General features: G+C 68.7%; 23 protein-coding genes. 11 read left to right on the plus strand and 12 right to left on the minus strand.

Annotated elements, in window-relative coordinates:
• Positions 1-525 (plus strand): transposase (locus AOM45_RS33065; protein WP_156249752.1); only part of this gene is annotated, 525 nt, incomplete at its 5' end.
• A 138-nt stretch (positions 526-663) separates the two neighbouring features.
• On the opposite strand, the gene AOM45_RS33070 is transcribed toward AOM45_RS33065, so the two are convergent.
• Together AOM45_RS33070 and AOM45_RS33075 are read right to left on the minus strand one after the other, a co-directional pair.
• Positions 664-3,438 (minus strand): sacsin N-terminal ATP-binding-like domain-containing protein, encoded by a 2,775-nt coding sequence (locus tag AOM45_RS33070; protein WP_030470847.1) that lies wholly within the window; start codon positions 3,436-3,438, stop codon positions 664-666.
• Entirely contained in the window at positions 3,435-4,172 is a 738-nt protein-coding gene (locus AOM45_RS33075) for a DUF3027 domain-containing protein (RefSeq protein WP_030470848.1), read from the minus strand. The genes AOM45_RS33070 and AOM45_RS33075 overlap by 4 nt, the downstream gene beginning before the upstream one ends.
• Positions 4,173-4,230: 58 nt before the next feature.
• Here AOM45_RS33075 and AOM45_RS33080 point away from each other — a divergent pair, with 58 nt between their 5' ends.
• The 3 genes from AOM45_RS33080 to AOM45_RS33090 are packed head-to-tail and all read left to right on the plus strand — an operon-like array spanning position 4,231 to position 6,958.
• Complete coding sequence (locus AOM45_RS33080) at positions 4,231-4,986, plus strand: glutaminyl-peptide cyclotransferase (RefSeq protein ID WP_030470849.1); 756 nt, start codon at positions 4,231-4,233, stop codon at positions 4,984-4,986.
• 3 nt (positions 4,987-4,989) lie between these two features.
• Complete coding sequence (locus AOM45_RS33085) at positions 4,990-6,492, plus strand: MFS transporter (RefSeq protein WP_051784261.1); 1,503 nt, start codon at positions 4,990-4,992, stop codon at positions 6,490-6,492.
• Positions 6,493-6,502: 10 nt separating this feature from the next.
• Complete coding sequence (locus tag AOM45_RS33090) at positions 6,503-6,958, plus strand: DUF2771 family protein (RefSeq protein ID WP_162185720.1); 456 nt, start codon at positions 6,503-6,505, stop codon at positions 6,956-6,958.
• On the opposite strand, the gene AOM45_RS33095 is transcribed toward AOM45_RS33090, so the two are convergent.
• Entirely contained in the window at positions 6,955-7,554 is a 600-nt protein-coding gene (locus AOM45_RS33095; protein ID WP_030470852.1) for an HD domain-containing protein, read from the minus strand. The genes AOM45_RS33090 and AOM45_RS33095 overlap by 4 nt on opposite strands.
• A gap of 13 nt (positions 7,555-7,567) precedes the next feature.
• A complete protein-coding gene (locus tag AOM45_RS33100; protein WP_030470853.1) occupies positions 7,568-7,957 on the minus strand; it encodes a cold-shock protein in 390 nt (129 codons plus the stop codon).
• A gap of 126 nt (positions 7,958-8,083) precedes the next feature.
• Between AOM45_RS33100 and AOM45_RS33105 the strand changes: the two genes are divergently transcribed.
• Positions 8,084-8,287: a hypothetical protein gene (locus AOM45_RS33105; RefSeq protein WP_030470854.1), complete on the plus strand. Its 204-nt coding sequence runs from the start codon at positions 8,084-8,086 to the stop codon at positions 8,285-8,287.
• Here the strand turns inward: AOM45_RS33105 and AOM45_RS33110 are convergent.
• Positions 8,259-8,876 (minus strand): HAD family hydrolase, encoded by a 618-nt coding sequence (locus AOM45_RS33110; RefSeq protein ID WP_156094161.1) that lies wholly within the window; start codon positions 8,874-8,876, stop codon positions 8,259-8,261. The two genes, AOM45_RS33105 and AOM45_RS33110, sit on opposite strands and share 29 nt — an antisense overlap.
• Positions 8,877-8,928: 52 nt before the next feature.
• Between AOM45_RS33110 and AOM45_RS33115 the strand changes: the two genes are divergently transcribed.
• Together AOM45_RS33115 and AOM45_RS33120 are read left to right on the plus strand one after the other, a co-directional pair.
• On the plus strand, positions 8,929-9,471 hold the full coding sequence (locus tag AOM45_RS33115) for a TetR/AcrR family transcriptional regulator (protein ID WP_162185721.1): 543 nt from the start codon (positions 8,929-8,931) through the stop codon (positions 9,469-9,471).
• A gap of 75 nt (positions 9,472-9,546) precedes the next feature.
• Positions 9,547-10,752: an Nramp family divalent metal transporter gene (locus AOM45_RS33120; RefSeq protein WP_030470857.1), complete on the plus strand. Its 1,206-nt coding sequence runs from the start codon at positions 9,547-9,549 to the stop codon at positions 10,750-10,752.
• Here the strand turns inward: AOM45_RS33120 and AOM45_RS33125 are convergent.
• Positions 10,731-11,687: a Gfo/Idh/MocA family protein gene (locus tag AOM45_RS33125; RefSeq protein WP_030470858.1), complete on the minus strand. Its 957-nt coding sequence runs from the start codon at positions 11,685-11,687 to the stop codon at positions 10,731-10,733. The genes AOM45_RS33120 and AOM45_RS33125 overlap by 22 nt on opposite strands.
• A 22-nt stretch (positions 11,688-11,709) precedes the next feature.
• Here AOM45_RS33125 and AOM45_RS33130 point away from each other — a divergent pair, with 22 nt between their 5' ends.
• The gene (locus AOM45_RS33130) at positions 11,710-12,084 is read left to right on the plus strand and encodes a YccF domain-containing protein (RefSeq protein WP_030470859.1); all 375 of its coding nucleotides are present in this window, start codon (positions 11,710-11,712) and stop codon (positions 12,082-12,084) included.
• A 57-nt stretch (positions 12,085-12,141) separates the two neighbouring features.
• Here AOM45_RS33130 and AOM45_RS33135 read toward each other — a convergent pair whose 3' ends face one another.
• Positions 12,142-12,534 carry a VOC family protein gene (locus tag AOM45_RS33135; protein ID WP_030470860.1) on the minus strand — a complete coding sequence of 131 codons (393 nt, stop codon included), beginning with the start codon at positions 12,532-12,534 and terminating at the stop codon, positions 12,142-12,144.
• 117 nt (positions 12,535-12,651) lie between these two features.
• Between AOM45_RS33135 and AOM45_RS33140 the strand changes: the two genes are divergently transcribed.
• A complete protein-coding gene (locus AOM45_RS33140) occupies positions 12,652-13,140 on the plus strand; it encodes a DUF3558 domain-containing protein (protein ID WP_156094162.1) in 489 nt (162 codons plus the stop codon).
• 194 nt (positions 13,141-13,334) lie between these two features.
• On the opposite strand, the gene AOM45_RS33145 is transcribed toward AOM45_RS33140, so the two are convergent.
• Genes AOM45_RS33145 through AOM45_RS33160 form a run of 4 tightly spaced genes read right to left on the minus strand, consistent with a single transcriptional unit; the run spans position 13,335 to position 17,026 of the window.
• Positions 13,335-14,930 (minus strand): AMP-binding protein, encoded by a 1,596-nt coding sequence (locus AOM45_RS33145; protein ID WP_030470862.1) that lies wholly within the window; start codon positions 14,928-14,930, stop codon positions 13,335-13,337.
• Positions 14,931-14,944: 14 nt separating this feature from the next.
• On the minus strand, positions 14,945-15,730 hold the full coding sequence (locus AOM45_RS33150) for a metallophosphoesterase (protein WP_030470863.1): 786 nt from the start codon (positions 15,728-15,730) through the stop codon (positions 14,945-14,947).
• A gap of 53 nt (positions 15,731-15,783) precedes the next feature.
• Positions 15,784-16,575 (minus strand): HAD-IIA family hydrolase, encoded by a 792-nt coding sequence (locus tag AOM45_RS33155; protein WP_030470864.1) that lies wholly within the window; start codon positions 16,573-16,575, stop codon positions 15,784-15,786.
• A 4-nt stretch (positions 16,576-16,579) separates the two neighbouring features.
• Positions 16,580-17,026 (minus strand): MarR family winged helix-turn-helix transcriptional regulator, encoded by a 447-nt coding sequence (locus AOM45_RS33160; protein WP_030470865.1) that lies wholly within the window; start codon positions 17,024-17,026, stop codon positions 16,580-16,582.
• A gap of 115 nt (positions 17,027-17,141) precedes the next feature.
• Here AOM45_RS33160 and moaA point away from each other — a divergent pair, with 115 nt between their 5' ends.
• Positions 17,142-18,200, plus strand: a complete 1,059-nt coding sequence (gene moaA, locus AOM45_RS33165; protein ID WP_051784263.1) for a GTP 3',8-cyclase MoaA — start codon at positions 17,142-17,144, stop codon at positions 18,198-18,200.
• On the plus strand, positions 18,197-18,463 hold the full coding sequence (locus AOM45_RS33170; RefSeq protein WP_030470867.1) for a MoaD/ThiS family protein: 267 nt from the start codon (positions 18,197-18,199) through the stop codon (positions 18,461-18,463). The genes moaA and AOM45_RS33170 overlap by 4 nt, the downstream gene beginning before the upstream one ends.
• Here AOM45_RS33170 and AOM45_RS33175 read toward each other — a convergent pair.
• Positions 18,427-19,959: a tetratricopeptide repeat protein gene (locus tag AOM45_RS33175; protein ID WP_030470868.1), complete on the minus strand. Its 1,533-nt coding sequence runs from the start codon at positions 19,957-19,959 to the stop codon at positions 18,427-18,429. The genes AOM45_RS33170 and AOM45_RS33175 overlap by 37 nt on opposite strands.
• Positions 19,960-20,395 lie beyond the last annotated feature (436 nt).

A 20,395-nucleotide genomic window follows, 5' to 3' on the forward strand; every position in this document is an offset into this window, starting at 1 on the left:
GCCTGCACCGCCCTGGAACCCGACCTCACCAAGCTGGCCAACCCCATCCACGGCACCATGCTCGCCCTGCGCTCCATAGCCGAGCGAATCATCGCCCTCAACCAGCAGATCACCCAGCTCGACAAACACCTCGACCGGCTGGTCACCGCCACCGCCCCGACCCTGGTCCGCCTGCTCGGCATCGGCACCGACGTCGCAGGCCAGCTCCTCGTCACCGCCGGCGACAACCCCGAACGACTCCGCAGCGAAGCCTCCTTCGCCAAACTTTGCGGCGTCGCCCCACTCCCAGCCTCATCCGGACGAACCGACCGGCACCGCCTCAACAAAGGCGGCGAACGCCAAGCCAACCGCGTCCTGCACGTCGTCGCCGTCGTCCGCCTGCGCTACTGCCCACGCACCCAGGCCTACCTGCAACGACGCACCGAACAAGGCCTCACCAAACGCGACATCCTCCGCTGCCTCAAGCGCTACATCCTCCGCGAAGCACACACAGCGATCATGAAAGACCTCGCAGCCATCGCTTGACATCTATAGGAGCGTCAGGCGTGCCATCAACCCGCAGACGGCGCTGGCCGGTCTTTGATCAGATTGGCGGGGTAAGGGCAGAGCCCCAAGCTTGAAACAGGAACCGGACACGGCGACGCAACCCACCGCACCCCCAAATCAGCCCAACAACGTAGCCGCCGAAGGATCCGTGATCAACGCAGCAAACGTGTGCCGATCCCCCCACCGCCCAGCAACCCAAGCAAGCGCCCGCGAAAGCCCTTCAGGCGTGTCGGCAGCATGCGGAACCCCATCCGCCATCCACCACTCAACCCGCTGCCCATCAACGAACAACGACTCGTGCACCACAACAACACCATCCGGCAGCGCAACCTCCAACAGTTCGCACGCCATGCGAACCGCCCCCAGGTCCCGCCACTGAACAACCTCACCCACATGATCAGGCGACCCGGAGAACTCCTCAGAAGCCAGCGCCAGATCCAACAGATCCGCCAGCTCCTCAGACCCGTCCGCAAGCAGCACCCGAGACGCAGGCACCACCCCGAGCAACCAGGGATGGTCCAGCACAACGACATCGTCAGCCGCAGCCACGGCCCCGGAAAGCACCCGAACCCGCTCAGGCGGCGCGAAATCCCCTTCGGGCAACGCCGCGTACGCCCGCAACACCACGGCGTCAGCGATCACCCGGTCCGATTCACCAAGCCGCTCCAACACGAACTCGGCATCATCGTCGTCCCAGATCTCCAACCGGCCCCGGACCCCAGCCGCCCGCAGAACGTGCTCCGGCAGCTCCAAATCCGGCACGACATCGAAGAGCCCGTCGAGCAACGACGCCTCTGCCAGCCGGTACTCGCGAGGAGCCTTCCCGGCCAACGACGCGTGCCGGGCGATCCACCACCCGGTGTACCCGTCAGGCTCGGCAACAGCCCTCCAGGTGACCGGATCCGAAGCCAGCAACCGCAACGCGGCCGGCCAGTCCGCCACCAGGTCCAGATCACGCACGGCCACAACACGCCGAGGCTCGTCCGGCACCGAAGCCCACCAGGCGGACTCGTCCGGCAGATCGTGATCAGGCCCGGCCGGCTCGTCATCGACAACGAGCGAGAACGTGTCGACCACACCGACAGCGACCAGGGCAGCCCGCGGATAGGCCTCAGCGATCTCCTTGGACAGCAACGGGAACGCGTCAGCCTCAACCACACCGACAAGCGGCGAGTCCGGCATCAGCAGCTCGTCCGCCCGATGCCACTCCCCCGAACCATCGGGCAGCGCCAACGCCCCGAGCCAAGGCTCCTCGCCCGCCCGAACCCCAGCCCGGTCCACCAGCCGCAGCACGGTCTCGACCAGGTCGAACCCGTCCAGCCCGGCCTCGGCGTCCTCCACGGACCGCGCCACGGACTCCCGCAGCGCGGGGTCAGCCAGCAGCTCCGAAGCCCCGGCCTCGACAGCACCCAGCCGAACCAGCAACGGATGCACCGCATCCGGATGCACGACCCGCAGCCCGGGCAACGGCTCGTCCGCGATCAGGGTGGTCCGCGGCCCGGTGACCGTGCGCCCGTCAGCCAACGGCACCGGCAGCGACTGCAGCGCCTCACGAACGTCCGGATCGACCTCGGCCAACGGCTCGAACGCCGCGTAGACCTCTCGCCACCAGCCCGGATCGCCCGAAACCCCGGCCAGTGCGGCGACCACCTCGGCCACAGACACCCGCGGAACTTCCAGCGCCGCCAACGCCTTCGCGTGCACCGGTGCCGACAGCTCGGCGTCCAGCAGGCCGGGCAACGCGTCCTCGACCAGCTCGACGAGCTCCTCCGAGCCGACGTCCAGCACGCGGGCACGCGCTGGCGCGATCCACTCACCCGAGGCCAGCGGCAGCCACGAAGCGGCACGCAACGACCGCAGCACGGCGGTGCGCAGCCGGTCGTCCACTTCGGACAGCGGGAAGCCCGGCAGCGGCACCAGCGCGGTCCGCTCCACGGCGGGGACCCGTGCGATCAGCGACGGGTACAGCTCAGCGGCGGCGTCCAGCACCGACCAGGCGGCGGCGCCCGGCAGGATCCGGCGGCGCGACGGCTCGACCGGCAGGGTCGCGATCAGGCGGGCCGGCAGGGACAGGCGCTCGTCGGTCGGGGTCGGTGCGTGCAGCACGTCCTCGCCCAGCGGGCCGTCCAGCGGGTACGCCCACGACACCGTCCACTGAGGACGGTGCTCGACGCCCTGGACCAGCTCGGCCGGGAGTTCACCGACGGCGCGTTCGACCAGCCAGCGCGACGAGCCGACGGTGACCACGCCGTCCGCGGTCACGAAGCGCTCCCACGACTGGGAGCCGATCTCGATGCGGCGCAGACCGGGCAGCGCCAGCAGCAGGTCGGGGACCTCGGCGGCCAGGTCGTCCAGCGAGACGTCGACCTTCAGCGGCAGCCGGACCTCGGTCGTGAAACCGTCCGGCACCGACTCGGCACAGGGCCACACCAGGCGCAGCACCGGCACGTCGCCACCGCGCTCGGAAGCGAGCTCCGGCACCTCGGTACGAGTCCGCTCGGCGGAGAACTCCACCCCGCCCGACGTCGACACCACGCGCGGCGCGTCCGACACGGCCAGGACCGCCGCGAACCCGACACCGAACTGGCCGACCCCGGACTCCTTGGCCGAGGCGCGCAACGACGCCAGCGCCGCGACTCCTGCGGCGGTCAGCGGTGCGCCGGTGTTCGCGGCACGCAGCTCGCCGTCGACGAGAGTGATCCGCAACACACCCGGCTCGGCACCCGCCGCGTCGGCGGCGTTCTGGGCGAGCTCGACGAGCAGGCGGTCCCGGTAGCCACCGAGACGAAGATCTTCTTCAGCGTTCGCGTCTTCGCGGAAGCGGGTGGGTGACCCGCGCCACGCGGCGAGGACCGAGGTGCGCAGGGCCTCGGTGCCGAACGGGTCGGTCACTCCGAGACGTCCAGAACGTCCAGCTGCGCGTCGTCGTAGACCAGATCGGCGACCGGCACCATCGGGCTGATGTCGACCTCGGCCTGCGAGTGCGCGCCGCAGCCGTACTCGACGTGCACGACGTGGCCGTCCGCGGGCGAGATCTCGTTCGCGCACACACCGAACGCGGCGCCGAAGGCACCGGCCACGCGGGTGTAGAAGCCGCACGAGCCGCAGTGCGCGGGGGCGCTGCGGGCCATGTCGGACTTCGGCCCGAAGTCGGAGGAGACCCAGCGGTCCGCGGCGTCCAGGCGGCCCTCGCGGGACAGCACGCGCGTGCGGCCGAGACCGATCTCCAGCGCGACCTCCTCGACCGCGGGGTCGTCGGACTGCACGTACGCCTCGACCAGGCGCGGGTCGTCCTCGCGGGGCGGCAGCAGGTCGCCGACGCCGAGGTCGCCGGCGCGGACCCTCTCGCTCCACGGCACCCACTCCGGCGCGACCAGGGCGTCCTGACCGGGCAGCAACACGACCTCGCTGATCGACACCGGCGTGCCCTCGCCCGCGTACGCGACGGTCACCGCCCAGTTCCAGCCGCGGTAGCCCGCGTGCTCGGCCTCGAACAGGTGCGTGACGGAGTACTCGTCCTCGCCGTGCACCCCGACGTGAGCGCCGACGCGTTCCACACCTGCCTCTTCCTGCGCAGCGGCGCGGGCGAGATCAACGGCGTCGAGGAGCATCTCAGTCGCGGTCACGTCGTGAATTGTGCCGCAGGTCTTCGCCGGGACGAAAACTCGTGCCACCCTCCGTTGGGTGCGCTCACCCGTCTGGCTGGTCCTCGTCGCGGTTCTGGCCGCCTGCTCGACCCAGCAAGAAGCAAAACCGCAGGTAGAAGTCCTGCAGAAGATCCCGCACGACACAGCGGCCTTCACCCAGGGGCTGGAACTGGTCGACGGCGTCCTCTACGAGGGCACCGGCCTGGTTGGTCAGTCGTCGATGCGCGCGCTCGACCCGTCGAGCGGGAACGTGCAGAAGAAAGTCGATCTTCCACCGGACTTCTTCGGCGAGGGCATCACGGTCCTCGGCGACACCATCTGGCAGATCACCTGGCGCAACGGCGTGGCGATCGAACGCGACCGCAAGACGCTGAACGAGGTCCGCCGCGTGAGCTACGAGGGCGAGGGCTGGGGCATCTGCGACGACGGTCAGCGGCTGATCATGAGCGACGGCAGCGCGAAGCTGACCTTCCGCGACCCGAAGTCGTTCAACGAGACCGGAAACGTCCAGGTCACCCGCAACGGCCAGCCGCTGACTCAGTTGAACGAGCTGGAGTGCGTCGGCGGCAAGGTGTGGGCGAACGTGTGGAAGACCGACGAGATCGTCCGCATCGATCCCGCGAACGGTCAGGTGACCAACACCTACGACCTGTCCACGCTCAAGCCGACCGGCGAGAACGTCGACGTCCTCAACGGCATCGCGCACGTCCCGGGCACCAACGAGTTCCTGGTCACAGGCAAGAACTGGCCGACCATCTTCCGAGTGAGGTTCAACGGAATGGGGCAGGATTAGTGTGTGACGGGCGACCGCGGGTGGAGTGACGAACCGACTCCGAAGCGCTACCCGTGGCAGGACGACGAGTACCAGCCGCGGGAACGTCGCGGAACCGCGTCCGAACACGGTTTCCAGCCCCCGCCGCGGCGCCCTCAGAACACCCGGCCGCTGCCGAACGAAGATCAGCAGACGACGCCGACGCCCAAGCCGCCGAAGAAGCTCACGGTCACCCGCGTCGCGTGGTTCCGCAGCAAGCAGCTCTCGCAGCAGGCGGTCGCGGCGTTCCGGCGCGCGGCCCACGCCGACGGTGCGAAGAAGTCCGGCATGTCGTCGGTCACCTACGCGGTGATGATGAACTACGCCGCCGACGCGGCGATGGCCGTGGCGCTGGCGAACACGCTGTTCTTCAGCGCGGCCAGTGCGGAGTCCAAGACCAAGGTCGCGCTGTACCTGCTGATCACGGTCGCGCCGTTCGCGTTGATCGCACCGGTCATCGGGCCGTTGCTCGACAGGATCCAGCGTGGACGGAGGCTCGCGCTCGCGGCGTCGTGCGTGCTGCGGATCGTGCTGTCGGTCGTGATGGCGCTGAACTTCGACAACTGGCTGCTGTACCCGGCCGCGCTCGGCAGCATGGTGCTGTCCAAGTCGTTCACCGTCCTCAAGTCCGCGATCACCCCGCGCGTGCTGCCGCCGGAGATCACGCTGTCCAAGACCAACGCCAGGATGACGGTCTTCGGTCTCGCGGCGGGCGCGGTGTTCGGTGCGTTCGCAGCGGGCTTCGCGAAGGTGTTCGGCTCACCGGGCGCACTGTGGTTCACCGCGGCGCTGTGCCTGGTGAACGCGTGGCTGTGCATGAAGATCCCGTCGTGGGTCGAGGTGACCGAGGGCGAGGTCCCGGCGACGCTGAGGTCCAGGTCCGCCAAGCAACCCATGTCGCGGCACATCGTCGTCGCGTTGTGGGGCAACGGTTCCATCCGCATGCTGACCGGTTTCCTCACGCTGTTCGCGGCTTTTGTGGTCCGCGCGGAGACCGAGGGCGACGCGGTGCGGCAACTGCTGCTGCTCGGCGTGATCGCCGGTGCCGCGGGGGCGGGCAGCTTCCTCGGCAACGCGATCGGCGCGCGCCAGCACTTCGGCAAACCGGACGAGGTGGTCATCGCCTGCGTCGCCACGGCACTGGTGGCCACGATCGTCGCCGCCGCGCTGCCGGGCCTGGTCACCGCGGCGATCGTCGGTCTGCTGGGCGCCACGGCGTCGTCGCTCGCGAAGGTCAGCCTGGACGCGGTGATCCAGGACGACCTGCCGGAGGAGTCACGCGCGTCGGCGTTCGGCCGTTCCGAGACGATCCTGCAGCTCGCGTGGGTCTTCGGCGGTGCGCTCGGCGTGCTGCTGCCCGCGACGTTCTGGGTCGGCTTCCTGGTGCTCGCCGTGCTGCTCGCGGTGGGCCTGGCGCAGACGTGGATGTACCGCAACGGAACGTCGTTGCACAGGCTCGTCCGCAGGCCGACTCCCGCGACCCCGTAGGCTGCCTGACGTGCGTCGACTTGCTTCTGTCCTGGCCGCCAGCGTTCTCGTGCTGACGGGGTGCGCGCTGCCCCGCCACTACCCCGAGGTCACGTTCTACGCGAACGGCAAGACCATCCGGGTCGAACCGGCGGTCTACTGCGACCTCAACGGCGACAACTGCGCGGAGCGGGGCAAGCCGGCGCGGCTCAAGGTCCCCGCGGGCAAGGTCGTGCAGATCTCGGTCGACGGCCAGATCGCGAACGGGATCTGGGAAGCCGTGTTCCTCTACCGGGAGGCGAACGGCCAGGAGAGGACCTCGGGCACCAACCTGCTCGGCAAGGGCGAGGACTTCACCTACACGCTCGCCCTGCCGAACAAGACCGACCAGCTGCTGGGCATCGAGATCCACGAGGCGGCCGCGGCGGTCATGCAGACCGGTGAGCCGTTGCTGCGCGGTTTCTGGGCCGTCGAGGTCACCGGCTAACGCCTGCCGAACGCTTCCCACCACTCGCTGGGAACGATCTTCAGCGCCGACTCCATCAACGCCTTGCCGGTGTCGGTGACCACCGACGCCCGCATGGTCTGGATGAAGCGGTCCATCTTCGTGACCCCGGCGGCCTGGTACTCCCTGGCCTGCAACAGCAGTTCGAGCTTGTCCGCGTCACGCGAGCAGCGCGCCTCCGGCGTGAAGTCGTCGCTCTTGGCCGACTCGTGCTCGGCGATCAGCTGCTCGATGTGCGCGGCGAGAGGCGGCGGCAGGTGCCGGACCTGGTCGGCGGCCACGGCTTCGGGCGGCATCTTCACGTCGAGGTAGAGCTTGCCGACGTACGGGATGTCGCCGATGCGCGCCTCGGGCACGTCGTGGAACAGGCCGAGCGTCGCCGCCCGGTCCGGGTTCGCCCCCTCCTGCACGGCGATCGCGTACGCCAGAACGCCCACCCGGAACGAGTGGGCGGCCACCGACTCGGGGTTCTGCACCCCGGCGAACAGCCACCCCGCCCTGGGCAGGCGCTTGAGCTGGCCGACCTCGTAGAGGAACTCGACGATCCGATCCGCAGCCAGATGATCCGCTTCAGACATGCGGACGATCTTTTTACGGATCGAGGTCCCGCGCCACCGCCCGGACGACCTCGGCGACGAGCTTCATGCTCTTCTTGTCCGACGGGTAGCGGCCGCGGCGCAGGTCGGGCTGCACCTTGTTCTCCAGCAGCTTGATCATGTCCTCGATCAGGCCGTGCAGCTCCTCCGCGGGACGGCGGCGCGCTTCGGCGACCGACGGCTGCGGGTCGATCAGGCGCACCGACAGCGCCTGCGGACCACGACGGCCTTCCGCCATGCCGAACTCGATGCGCTGACCGGCCTTCAAACCGGTGACGCCGGGGGGCAGCGCGGCTTTGCGGACGTAGACGTCCTCGCCACCGTCCTGGGTGACGAACCCGAAGCCCTTCTCCGTGTCGTACCACTTGACCTTGCCGGTCGGCACCGCGCTCACCATTCCCTAGCTTGAAGCACAACGAACGCGCCCGTGGGCGCACCCAGGACGCGTCCCACCAGACTAGCGAGAAGACCAGGCGGAAGGCACCTCCGTTAGCGCGACTACCCTGCCGGTATGACCGCTCCGAAGTTGATGCCGCTGGCCATCGGCCTGTTCGCCGTGGGCGTACTGGCGATCATCGCGGTCTTCGTGCTCTTCGCCACGGGCCACAGCGACCTGCCGGTGTGGCTGAACGTGATCGCGACCTACCTGCCGGCCGTCGGCCTGGGTCTCGGAATCATCGCGGTGATCAGGAAAGCACGCCAGAAGAGGTCCTGAGCCACTCCGGGAACTCCCGCAGGTCCTCCAGGACGACCGCGGCACCCGCCCCGGCGAGCTCCTCACGCGAGCAGGGCCCTGTCACCACGCCGACGCCCAGCGCACCGGCCGCCGCGGCCCCGCGCATGTCGCCGATGTGATCACCGACGTAGATCGCGGCGCCGTGCAGCTTCAGCGACTCGGCCTTGCCCGTCGACCACAGCTCGCCGTAGAGGTGGTCGACCTCCCAGCCCAGCGCTTCCAGGTGCAGCGCGGCGTTCTTGCGGTACTTGCCCGTCACGACCATGGTCTGGCCGCCGAGCTCCCGCACGCACTGCAACGCGGCGGCCGCGCCGGGCAGCGCGACCGTCGCCGGGATCACGACGTCCGGGTAGAGCGCGCGGAAGAGCGACACCATGTCCGGGACCTCGTCCTCCGGCACGCCCATCTCGCGGTAGATCATGTCGAGGGGCGGGCCCAGGTTCGCCGCGAAGTGCTCGCCGTCGAGCTGATGGCCGGTGCGCGCGCCCACCTCGTTCATCACGGCCGCCATGCCGGGTCTCGGGTCGATGAGGGTCATGTCGAGGTCGAAGCCCACGGTGAACGGCACAGAAATCAACTCTACGTCTTTACAAAAGCTGTAACTGTGTAAAGGTGGGAGCGTGAGTGACATCACCGAGCTCTTGGTGGACGCGGCAGCCGACCTCCTTGCCGCCCACGGGTTCCACGGGCTGCGCATGATCGAGGTCGCCAGTCGCGCCGGGGTGAGCAGGCAGACCGTCTACAACGAGTTCGGCAACAAGGAGGGGCTCGTCCAGGCCGTCGCGGCCCACCGGACCGACGAGTACCTCTCCGGCATCGTGACGCGCCTGAAGCAGGACCCGGACCCGTGGCAGGCGATGCGGTCGGCGTTCCGCTTCACCTTCGAGCAGACCGAGAAGGACCGGCTGGTCTCCGCCGTGCTGACCGGGCAGGACGCGGAGGACCTGCTGCCGTTCCTGACGACCCGCGGCCACCCCGTGCTGTTCCACGCGACCGAGGTCGTCGAGCGGCACCTCAGCGAACACTTCCCCGGCAGGCACGTGCGGCTCACGGCCGAGACGACCGTGCGGCTCGCCCTGAGCCACCTGCTGATGCCGAGCGGCGATCTCGACAGCGCGATCGACGCGGTCGTCACGGTCGCGAGGGCGACGCTGGAGGCCTGACGCCGGGAACGCGGGGCCCCCGCGTTCCCCAAGCCGGGCGCTTGTTGCGATAGGTTTGCAACAAGGGGGTGTCCGGTGGTCGCTGTCAGCACGCGCCTGCGCACGGGTGCGGCGTTGCTCGGGCCGGCGTTCGTCGCCGCGATCGCGTACGTCGACCCCGGCAACGTGGCCACCAACACGGCGGCCGGCGCGCGGTTCGGGTACCTGCTGGTCTGGGTGCTCGTCGTCGCGAACGTGATGGCGGGGCTCGTGCAGTACCTGTCGGCGAAGCTGGGTCTGGTCACCGGGCAGTCGTTGCCGGAGGCGGTGCGCGATCACCTGCCGCGGCCGGTGCGGCTCGCGTACTGGGGCCAGGCGGAGGTCGTCGCGATGGCGACCGACCTGGCCGAGGTGCTCGGCGGTGCCGTCGCGCTGGCGATCCTCTTCGACCTGCCACTGCTGCTCGGTGGCGTGATCACCGGTGTGGTGTCGACGGTGTTGTTGCTGGTGCAGGACAAGCGCGGGCAACGGCCGTTCGAGCGCGTGATCACCACGATGCTGGTCGTGATCGCCGTCGGGTTCATGGCGGGGCTCTTCGTGTCACCGCCGTCGGTTTCCGGGGCCGTTGCGGGTGTGGTGCCGCGGTTCGACGGCGCGGACAGCGTGCTGCTCGCGGCGGGCATGCTCGGCGCGACCGTGATGCCGCACGCGGTGTACCTGCACTCCGCATTGGCCCGCGACCGGCACGGCAGGAACCCGTCGGTGCTCGGCGCGACGAAGGTCGACGTCGTGGTCGCGATGCTGCTCGCCGGTGCGGTGAACATGGCGATGCTGCTCGTCGCCGCGTCTTCGCTGCAGGGTCGCGATGGGGTGGACACGCTGGAAGGAGCGCACGCGGCGGTCGGCACCCAGCTGGGCGGCGGGATCGCGCTGTTGTTCGCCTTCGGTTTGCTGGCTTCGGGTTTCGCGTCCACCGCGGTCGGCTGCTACGCCGGTGCCGTCGTGATGGACGGCCTGCTGCGGGTGCGGATTACTTTACTGGCAAGGCGAATCGTCACTCTGGTGCCCGCACTGGTGATCCTCGCGTTCGGGGTCGACCCGACGTTCGCGTTGGTGCTGTCCCAGGTCGTGCTGTCGTTCGGCATCCCGTTCGCCCTGGTGCCGCTGGTGTGGCTGACCGCGCGCCGGCCGTTGATGGGCTCGTACACGAACCGGCGCTCGGTCACCGTTGCCGCTTCCGCGGTGGTGTTCGCTGTGGTGGTGCTGAACGTGGCGTTGATCTACTTGACGACGTCCGCGTAGCTCACGCCGATCTGGCCCAGCGCCTCCTCCAACGTGCGCATGACCTCCAGCGTGTTCTGCCACGTGATCGCGGGACTCTCCGTCAGACCGGCGGCCACGCACTCCTCGACCGCGCGGATCTGGTGCGTGTAGCCGCCGTCCTCGATCGTGTGCTCGACGCCGTTGATCGTCGCTTTGGTGGCCGCGAACATCGGCTCGGCGATGTCGATCCTGCCCTTGGTGCCGACGATGTCCGCCGTGCAGCCGAGGTCCGCGACGAGCGAGCAGCTCAGCAACGCGTGGGCGCCGCCGGGATACCCGAGCAGCAGACCCGCGTCGGAGTCCACATCGGACGGTGCCTTGCCTCCCCACGCCCTGACCTCCAGCGGCACGCCGAGCAGCATGTGCGCGAGCGCAACCGGGTAGACGCCGAGGTCGAGCAGCGCGCCGCCACCCGCCTCCTTGGCCCAGAGCCGGTGGTCGGGGTCGAAGTCGAGCGAGAAGCCGAAGGTCGCGCGCAGGGACCGGACCTCGCCGATCTCACCGTCGCGGATGGCCTCGTGAACCTTGCGAACCAACGGGTTGAACCGCGTCCACATGGCCTCCATCAGGAAGAGGTTCTTCTCCCTCGCCTTGGCGACCATCTCCTCGGCCTGGGCGACCGTGAGCGCGAAGGCCTTCTCGCACAGCACGTGCTTCCCGGCGTCGAGAGCGGCGAGCGTGACCTCGTGGTGCTGCCCGTGCGGGGTCGCGACGTACACGACCTCGACGTCGGGATCAGCGAGAAGGTCGTGGTAGTCGCCGTACGCGCGCTCGATGCCGAACCGCTCGGCAAACGCTTGCGCCCTGCTCTCGTCACGCGAGGACACCGCGAGGACCTGCACGCCCTCGACCTTCAGCATGTCGGCGGTCACGGTCTGCGCGATACCGCCTGTAGCGATCACACCCCACTTCATGGCGTGAGCTTAGATTGAAGGTATGCGCCTCATCCTGAACGTGATCTGGCTCGTGCTCGCCGGGTTCTGGATGGCCGTCGGCTACGCGGTCGCCGGCCTCATCTGTTGCGTCCTGATCATCACGATCCCGTGGGGCATCGCGTCGTTCCGGATCGCGAACTACGCGCTCTGGCCGTTCGGGCGCGAGGTCGTCGACAAGCCGGGCGCGGGCACCGGATCGTTGCTGGGCAACGTCATCTGGATCGTCGTCGCCGGTTTCTGGCTCGCGATCGGCCACATCGTCACCGGCATCGCGCTGTGCGTGACGATCATCGGCATCCCGCTCGGCGTCGCCAACTTCAAGCTGGTGAAGGTCTCGCTGGTGCCGTTGGGCAAGGAGATCGTCGAGGTGCCGTGAGGGTCCCCCGCTCCTCGTCGGGGGCGAGGAGCGGGAGACCACTCGGTGGCACGGCCGTCAGGCTCCGTCGCCCGTCAGCTCGTGCAGGCACAGGATGTTGCCCTCGGTGTCGCAGAACCACGCCGCGCGCTCGTTGCCCATGGTCGCGATGTGGTTGACCGTCTTGAGGTCGGGCATGTCGTAGTCCTCGAAGCGCACGCCTTTGCCCTCGAGCTCGCGGATCTCTCCCTCGAGGTCCGGCACCTCGAAGCTGAGGACGGTGTGCGCGGTCTGAGCGCCCTTCTCCGCGGGCATCAGACCCAGCGAGTCGCCCTGGCCGAGCTCGAAGATCCGCGTGCCGTCCGCGCCGGTGGCGACGGGCTTCAGGCCGAGCATGTCCGAGTAGAAGCGCCCGGCGCGCTCGGCGTCCTCGACGGGCAGCATCGTGGTGGTTTTCGTGGCGGTGAGCATGCGCGCCTCCTTTTGGCGGAATCCACCGATGTTGCGCCCGTCACACTCCGTCCACAAGGGTCCTTTCACCCCTTCGTGAGCTGCGGGGACAGTTGACTCACGGAACGATTTCGCTCCGTGAACACTCCGCGCCTCGTTGTGCTCGTCACCGCCCTCGGGCTCTCCGGCTGCGCGTTCGCAGGGCCTGAGATCAAACCGATCGAGCCCCTCGTCGTGCCGTCGACCACGCCGCCCTCGGACACGCCCGCGTGCCGGCTGTTCGACCCGGCCCTCCTCACCGAGCACCGCTTCTACAACGGCTACGCCAACGCCTCCAGCTGCTTCTGGCTCTCCGACGACTCCGGCCCGCTGATGATCAGCGTTCGCGACGGCATGACGCCCGCGCAGTACCTCGCCGAGCCGGACGGGCTCAAGACCTCACCGATCACCATCGGCAGCCACTCCGGCGTGCTGGCGGAGAACAGCGCCGGTCGGGGCACGTGCGGTGTCGTGCTGACTCACTCCGGCGACCTGACCTCCGCCCAGATGCTCACCGATGCAGGTGGCAGGGCGTGCGAGATCGCTGAGGCCGTGATGACGGCGATCGAGCCGAAGCTGCCGTCCTAGGCACCTGGCCAAGTCTCCTGTCCACAACCTCCGGGCTCGCAGCCTCCCACGTTGCGGATGAAGGGTTCCTTCATCCACCCCAGGTGGATGAAGGGTTCCTTCATCCACCTCGCAACGCGCACAGGCCGGGCCTACCAGGCGAAGCGGACGTGGTCCTGCCCAGCGAGTTGCGGACACAACTTCCGACAACCCGCTCAGGCGTGCTCGGTGCTGTCGTCCAGCTCCAGCAGTTCCACGGCCTTCGCCCGCATCTCCACCTTGCGGACCTTGCCCGTGACCGTCATCGGGAACTCCTCGACGACGTGCACGTACCGCGGAATCTTGTAGTGCGCCAGCTTCCCGGTGCAGAACTCCCGCACGGCCTGGGCGGTCAACCCCGAGACGCCCTCCCGCAGGCGCACCCACGCCATGAGCTCCTCGCCGTACTTGGCGTCGGGCACGCCGATCACCTGCGCGTCGAGCACGTCCGGGTGCGTGTAGAGGAACTCCTCGATCTCGCGCGGATAGATGTTCTCGCCGCCACGGATGACCATGTCCTTGATGCGGCCGGTGATGTTCACGTAGTCGTCGTCGTCCATCACCGCCAGGTCGCCGGTGTGCATCCAGCCCGCCCGGTCGACCGCCTCCGCCGTCTTCTCCGGCTCCTCCCAGTAGCCGAGCATGACGGAGTAACCGCGCGTGCACAGCTCCCCCGGCACCCCGCGCGGGACCGTGAGGCCCGTGTCCGGATCGACGATCTTGACCTCCAGGTGCGGGCCGACCCTGCCGACCGTCCCGACACGACGGTCGAGGGAGTCGTCGACGCGTGTTTGCGTTGACACCGGGGAGGTTTCGGTCATGCCGTAGCAGATCGACACCTCGCGCATGCCCATCCGTTCGACGACCTGCTTCATCACCTCGACCGGGCAGGGCGAGCCAGCCATGATGCCCGTGCGCAACGACGACAGGTCGTAGTCGTCGATCAGGTCGAGCATCGCGATGAACATCGTCGGCACGCCGTACAGGCTGGTGCAGCGCTCTTCCTGAACCGCCGCAAGGGTTTTCGCCGGGTCGAATGCCGGGGCCGGGATCACGACGCACGCGCCGTGGCTGGTCGCGGCGAGGTTGCCCATGACCATGCCGAAGCAGTGGTAGAAGGGCGGGACCACGCAGATGCGGTCGTTCTCGGTGTAGCTCAGCAGCTCGCCGACGAAGTAACCGTTGTTGAGGATGTTGTGGTGCGAAAGCGTTGCGCCCTTGGGAAATCCCGTGGTGCCGGACGTGTACTGGATGTTGATCGGGTCGTCGCGGTCCAGCTCGGTGTCCGGGATCTCACTGCCGGTCCACTGTGGATCGTCGACGAACACGACGTGGCGCAACGACGGACAGCGCGGGCGGACCTCCTCGATCATGCCCGCGTAGTCCGAGGTCTTGAACGAGCGCGCGGAGACCAGCGTGTGGATGCCAGCCTGGTTCAGCACGTACTCCAGCTCGTGCACGCGGTACGCCGGGTTGACGTTGACCAGGATCGCGCCGATCCGGGCTGTCGCGTACTGCACGAAGACCCACTCCGCGCAGTTCGGTGCCCAGATGCCGACCCGGTCGCCCTTGCGCACGCCGAGCGTCACCAGCCCGGCTGCCGCTTTGTCGACTTCCGCCGACAACTCCGCGTACGTCCACCGGCGATCTGTGGCCTTGTCGACAAGTGCCTCGCGGTCACCGAAGCGCGCGACGGTCGCTGCGAAGTTCGCGTGGATCGTGTCGCCCAGCAGCGGGGCGGCGGACGTGCCCGAGGAGTAGCTGGCGGTCATCCACCAGACCGTAGTCAGGCTTCGGCGTATGGCAAGGGGACGACCAGGCACGGACCGCCGCTGTAGAGGCCCGCGTCGATCGCCAGGACCTTGCCGTCGGCGTACACCAGGGGCCCGTCGATCTGGTCCGGAGGCACCCCGAGTTGATCAGCGATGACGCTGTGGCCGTGCACGATCTTGCTGCCGCCGAGGGTCGCCAGCAGCTCGTCTGCGATTTCCGGCCCCTGCGGACCGCGGAACGCGTACCGGGTCGTCATCTTGCGCCAGCACTCCCACCAGTCGACGAGGTCGTCGCCCTTGAGCACCTGGCGAACCGCCTCGTTGACCTCCTCGATCGAGGACCCCCATTCGAGGTAGGCCGCCGTGTCGGAGTGCATCAGCAGGTGGTCGTCGCGCAGCTTCAGCACGGGCCTGCTGGTGAGCCACTCGACGTGCGCGTCGGTCAGCCGGTCCTGGTCGCTGCGCAGCCCGCCGTTGAGCAGCCAGCTGCGCGCGAACGACCGCGGCCCCATGCTGTCCGGCACCTGCTCGTCGCCGAACCGGTACATGCCGAGCAGCAGCACCTCGTGGTTGCCGATCAGCGAGTTGACCGAGCCACCCGCCTGCGCCGCCTCCTCGCCGAGGCGCATCACCAGGTCGATCACGCCCACGCCGTCGGGGCCGCGGTCGACGAAGTCGCCGAGGAACCACAGCTCGGCCTCGCCACCCGTCCAGTGCCCCTCCTCGTCGCACAGCTCGGCGACGTGCAGGGCCCTGGTCAGTTCGGCGAGGTGCCCGTGCACGTCACCCACGACGTACATCGAGCGTCGGTCCGTGTCCACCTCCGCGACGATAGGTGATGGATCCTCGCGCGTCAGTGGTCAGTCCAGTCGCCGAACGGGTCCTGAGAGTGACCGACGAGCTCGGCGATCGACTTCAGCACGCGCGTCGGCCGGTACGGGTACATCTCGGCGTGCTCGGAGGTGAAGATCCCGGACAGCACGAGGATGGTCGACAGACCCGCTTCCAGGCCCGACCGCACGTCGGTGTCCATGCGGTCGCCGATCATGAGAGCGTTCTCGGAGTGCGAGCCCAGCGCGCGCAGGGCCGACCGCATCATCAACGGGTTGGGCTTGCCCACGTAGTAGGGCTCACGGCCGGTGGCGCGCTCGATCAACGCCGCCACGGCGCCGGTCGCGGGCAGCGAGCCCTCGCGCGACGGGCCGGTCGCGTCGGGGTTGGTCGCGATGAACTTCGCGCCCTCCTCGACCAGGCGGATGGCCTTGGTGATCGCGGTGAAGCTGTAGGTGCGGGTCTCGCCGAGCACCACGTAGTCCGGGTCGCGGTCGGTCAGCACGTAGCCGATCTCGTGCAGCGCGGTGGTCAGGCCCGCTTCGCCGATCACGAACGCCGAGCCGTTCGGGCGCTGCGAGTCGAGGAACTTGGCCGTGGCCAGCGCGGACGTCCAGATGGACTTCTCCGGGATGTCCAGGCCGGTGCGCTGCAGCCGCGCGCGCAGATCTCGTGGCGTGTAGATGGAGTTGTTGGTGAGCACGAGGAACGGGGTGTCGGAGGAGCGCAGCTCCGCGACGAACTCGTCCGCTCCGGGGATGAGGTGCTCCTCGTGCACGAGGACGCCGTCCATGTCCATCAAGTAGTGCCACATGGACCTAAGTATCGATCACGCGCTTGCGGAACGTCTCGACCTGGAGCTTGAGATAACGCTCGATCACCTGGAGTTCGTCGGCGTCGAAGTGGTCGAGGACCTCGACGAGGCTGGCCTGGGCCTTCTCGAACAGGTGACCGAACTTCACGAACTCCGCGGGCGTGACCTCGACCAACACCTTCCGGCGGTCGTGCGGGTCACGGACACGACGGACATATCCGGCACGTTCGAGGCGGTCGATGACCCCCGTGACGGCACCGGTGGAGAGGCCCGACAGCTCGGCGAGCCGGCCCGCGGTGAGCGGCCCTTCCGCCCGTATGGCGAGATCGAGGCACTTCTCGTCGGTCGCGGACAGGCCCATCTGCTCGGCGACCTTCGTGTGGAACATGATCGTGAGCGCACTGTGCTCCCGCATGTACCAGGTGAACCTCTCCAGCGCCTCAGGTTCCATGTCGAACATCTTAGCTGCTAAGACAATTCCTTGTGACTGTGCTCCAAACGGGCGGAACGTGAGAAACCTCGTTCTTGGAGTCATCCACAACGGGTTGTTCATTACCCTAAATAAGGTGACAGCAGTGGACTTGGGACTACCGATCGTGCGCGGCACGCCCGACGCGTCCGCACGGCCTGACACGCCGCTGCTCGTCGACAGGTTCGGCAGGGTGGCGACGGACCTCCGCGTGAGCCTCACCGACCGCTGCAACCTGCGCTGCACCTACTGCATGCCCGCCGAGGGCCTCGACTGGCTGCAGAAGGACGAGCTGCTCACCGACGCCGAGCTGATCCGGCTCATGCGGATCGCGGTCGTCGACCTCGGCGTCACCGACATCCGCTTCACCGGCGGCGAGCCGTTGCTGCGCCGTGGCCTGGAGCAGGTCATCGCCGCCACGGCCGAGCTGGAGCCGCGCCCGCGCATGTCGATGACCACGAACGGCATCGGGCTGTCGCGGCGGGCGAAGTCGCTCAAGGCCGCCGGCCTGAACCGGATCAACGTCTCGCTGGACACCCTCGACCCGGACCGGTTCGCCACGCTGACCAGGCGCGACCGCATCACCGACGTGCTGGACGGCCTCGACGCCGCCCGCGAGGCGGGGCTGGAGCCGGTGAAGGTCAACTCCGTGCTGATGCGCGGTGTGAACGACGACGAGGCCGTGCCGCTGCTGCGGTTCTGCGTCGAGAACGGCTACCAGCTGCGGTTCATCGAGCAGATGCCGCTGGACGCGCAACACGGCTGGACGCGCACGAACATGGTCACGGCCGATGAGATCCTCACGAAGCTCTCGTCCGCGTACACGCTCGCGCCCGAGGAAACCCCTCGCGGCGGTGCTCCCGCCGAACGCTGGCTCGTCGACGGCGGCCCGTCGGTCGTGGGCGTGATCGCGTCGGTGACCAGGCCGTTCTGCGCTGCCTGCGACCGGACCCGGCTCACCTCGGACGGCCAGATCCGCAACTGCCTGTTCAGCCAGGGCGAGACCGACCTGCGCACGCTGCTGCGCGACGGCAGCCCCGACTCGGCCATCGCCGACGCCTGGCGCGCCACGATGTGGGCCAAGGCAGCCGGTCACGGCATCAACACCGCGGGCTTCCACCAGCCCGACCGCCCCATGAGCGCCATCGGAGGATGACAGTGACCGTCGCCGTGAGGATCCGCTACTTCGCGGGCGCGCGGGCAGCGGCCGGGGTGGCCGACGAGGACCTGCTGCTGGACACCTCGGAGCCCACCGTGGCGCTCGTCGTCAGCACGATCGGCGAACGACACGGCGACAAGCTCGGCAAGGTCCTCGCGGCGTCCAGCTTCCTGCTCGACGGTGTCGCCGTGCGGGACACGTCGACGCGCGTGCCCGCCGGTGCTCAGCTGGACGTGCTGCCGCCGTTCGCGGGCGGCTGAGCGAGCACCTCCCGCAGTTCACGGTCCCACAGGTGGCACTCGGTCTCCTCGGCGAGCGCCTGAGCCTCCCGTGCGGTCTGGTCGGCGGCGGCGTGGTCGCCGAGTGAGCGGTGGACGCGGGCGAGGACGATCAGCACGCGGACGGCGCGCACCCGCAGTTCGTTCGCTTCCGCGCGTTCCCTGGCCCGCAGAGCCAGCTCCAACGCCTCCTGCAGCTCACCGGCGGCGTGGTGGTCGGCGGCGAGCCCGGCCAGGTTCTCCATCTCTCCGCGCACGTAGCCGTTCCTGACGCTGATCGCGAGCCCTTCGCGATGAGCGGCTAACGCCTGGTCGAGGTCACCGAGCTCGCGGTGCGCGTCGCCGATCGAGTCGTGGAGGTCGGCCTCCTCCCGCTGGAGGTTGCCGTCCTGGGCGACCTTCAGGCCCTGGAGCCACGCCTGTAGCGCCTCTTTCGTCCTGCCCTCGTGCATGGTGACCATGACACCCGCCGAAACGGCTCCCACCGGGTGCGCCAGCTCGGTCGGCACCTGCCCGCGCAGCTCGGCGGCTTCGTCCAGGAACGACTGAACGAGGTCGAACTTCCCGTGGTAGGTGAGAACCTCGGTGATCGCGTCGAGTGCGTACAACTTCATGTGCGGCAGGTGCTGCGCCTCGGCGAGCTCGAGCACGCGCTCGACGTTGGCGAGCGACTTCGACAGCGGGCCCAGGTCGAGGTAGGTGCCGCCGAGGTTGAACGCCACGGCGACGTTCTCCGGCTGCAGCTCCCGTGCGGCCGTCAGCGCCTCGACCGCCTCGCTCAGCCTGCCGAGTTGCTGGTACGCGATGCCGCTGTTGATCAGCAACGACACCAGCATCCGGTCGTCGGGCTGCCGTCGCAGCAACTCGCGCGCACGGCCGAACTCCACGACCGCGTCGGACAGCTCGCTCACGGCGAAGTGCGCGAGGCCGATGCTGCCGTGCATCACGGCCTGCGCCAGCACGTCGCCCGCCTCGACCGCCGCCGCGAGTCCCGCCCTGGCCGCCACGAACCAGTCGACGCGGTAGGACTGGAAGAAGAAGTAGGCGCGCAGCATGTCCGCGAGCAGCCACGCCACCGGTGCCGGGCCCGCGTGCGGGATGGCGGCGACGACGTTGCCGCGTTCGGCGTCGAACCACGCGATCGCGTCGGACTGGGTCTTGATCTCGTGCTTCGGCAGATCACCGGGGAGTTCCGGCACCGGCAGGCGCGCGAAGTCCGGGTTGGCGGTCCTGGCGGCCGCTTCGGCGTTGAGGAGGTAGTAGTCGAGCAACCTCGTGCGTCGGCTCGTCTCCCCTCCGGCCAGTCGCAGCGCGTACATGCGGAGGAGGTCGTGCAGGCTGTACCTGTTCTCGTTGCGCTGCACCAGGTTCGCGGCCACGAGCTGCCGGAGCGGTTCGTCCGCGCGGTGCCCGAGCAGCGCGGTCGCGGCCTCGACACCGAAGTCCTGCCCGGGAACCAGCCCGAGCAGGCGGAACAACCGTTGCGCCGCAACGGTTTGCGCGCGTGTCCCGCAGGGGCGGCCTGAAGTCTCATAGGCGGTTGATCGTAGGGCGGCTTCACGTCTGTGTCCGGCGTGTCGCGGATGGCCTAACGCACGTGAGCCACGCCTCACTTTGAGTGATAAATCTCGGCCGATCTCAGAATGGAAACGGACCGATAACGACACCTTTGAGCTGTGGTTTTGTACACTCCGCACAACGATTCGTAGCGTTACTGTGATGCGCGTCACAGTCGGAAACGTTTGGTGCGCCCCCGCCCGGTTACGTACGGTCGCTCCTCGGCTGGCCCGAACCGGCCACGAGCAAGACCGGAGGACCGAGCACCGAGCCCAGTCCGAGGGTTCCTCCGGAACAAACCCCGAGCGAGAGAAACCGCCGGACTGGGACGCAGGGACACACCGGGCCCCGAACCCG

It is taken from the genome of Lentzea aerocolonigenes, from assembly GCF_000974445.1.
In the GTDB taxonomy this organism is placed as follows: domain Bacteria; phylum Actinomycetota; class Actinomycetes; order Mycobacteriales; family Pseudonocardiaceae; genus Lentzea; species Lentzea aerocolonigenes.

Coding starts and splice junctions, on each gene's coding strand:
- AOM45_RS33170 (WP_030470867.1), top strand. CDS start 18,197: ATGACAGTGACCGTCGCCGTGAGGATCCGCTACTTCGCGGGCGCGCGG.
- AOM45_RS33135 (WP_030470860.1), bottom strand. CDS start 12,534: ATGCTCACCGCCACGAAAACCACCACGATGCTGCCCGTCGAGGACGCC.
- AOM45_RS33125 (WP_030470858.1), bottom strand. CDS start 11,687: ATGAAGTGGGGTGTGATCGCTACAGGCGGTATCGCGCAGACCGTGACC.
- AOM45_RS33155 (WP_030470864.1), bottom strand. CDS start 16,575: ATGTGGCACTACTTGATGGACATGGACGGCGTCCTCGTGCACGAGGAG.
- AOM45_RS33150 (WP_030470863.1), bottom strand. CDS start 15,730: ATGTACGTCGTGGGTGACGTGCACGGGCACCTCGCCGAACTGACCAGG.
- AOM45_RS33105 (WP_030470854.1), top strand. CDS start 8,084: ATGACCGCTCCGAAGTTGATGCCGCTGGCCATCGGCCTGTTCGCCGTG.
- AOM45_RS33095 (WP_030470852.1), bottom strand. CDS start 7,554: ATGTCTGAAGCGGATCATCTGGCTGCGGATCGGATCGTCGAGTTCCTC.
- AOM45_RS33130 (WP_030470859.1), top strand. CDS start 11,710: ATGCGCCTCATCCTGAACGTGATCTGGCTCGTGCTCGCCGGGTTCTGG.
- AOM45_RS33160 (WP_030470865.1), bottom strand. CDS start 17,026: ATGGAACCTGAGGCGCTGGAGAGGTTCACCTGGTACATGCGGGAGCAC.
- AOM45_RS33145 (WP_030470862.1), bottom strand. CDS start 14,930: ATGACCGCCAGCTACTCCTCGGGCACGTCCGCCGCCCCGCTGCTGGGC.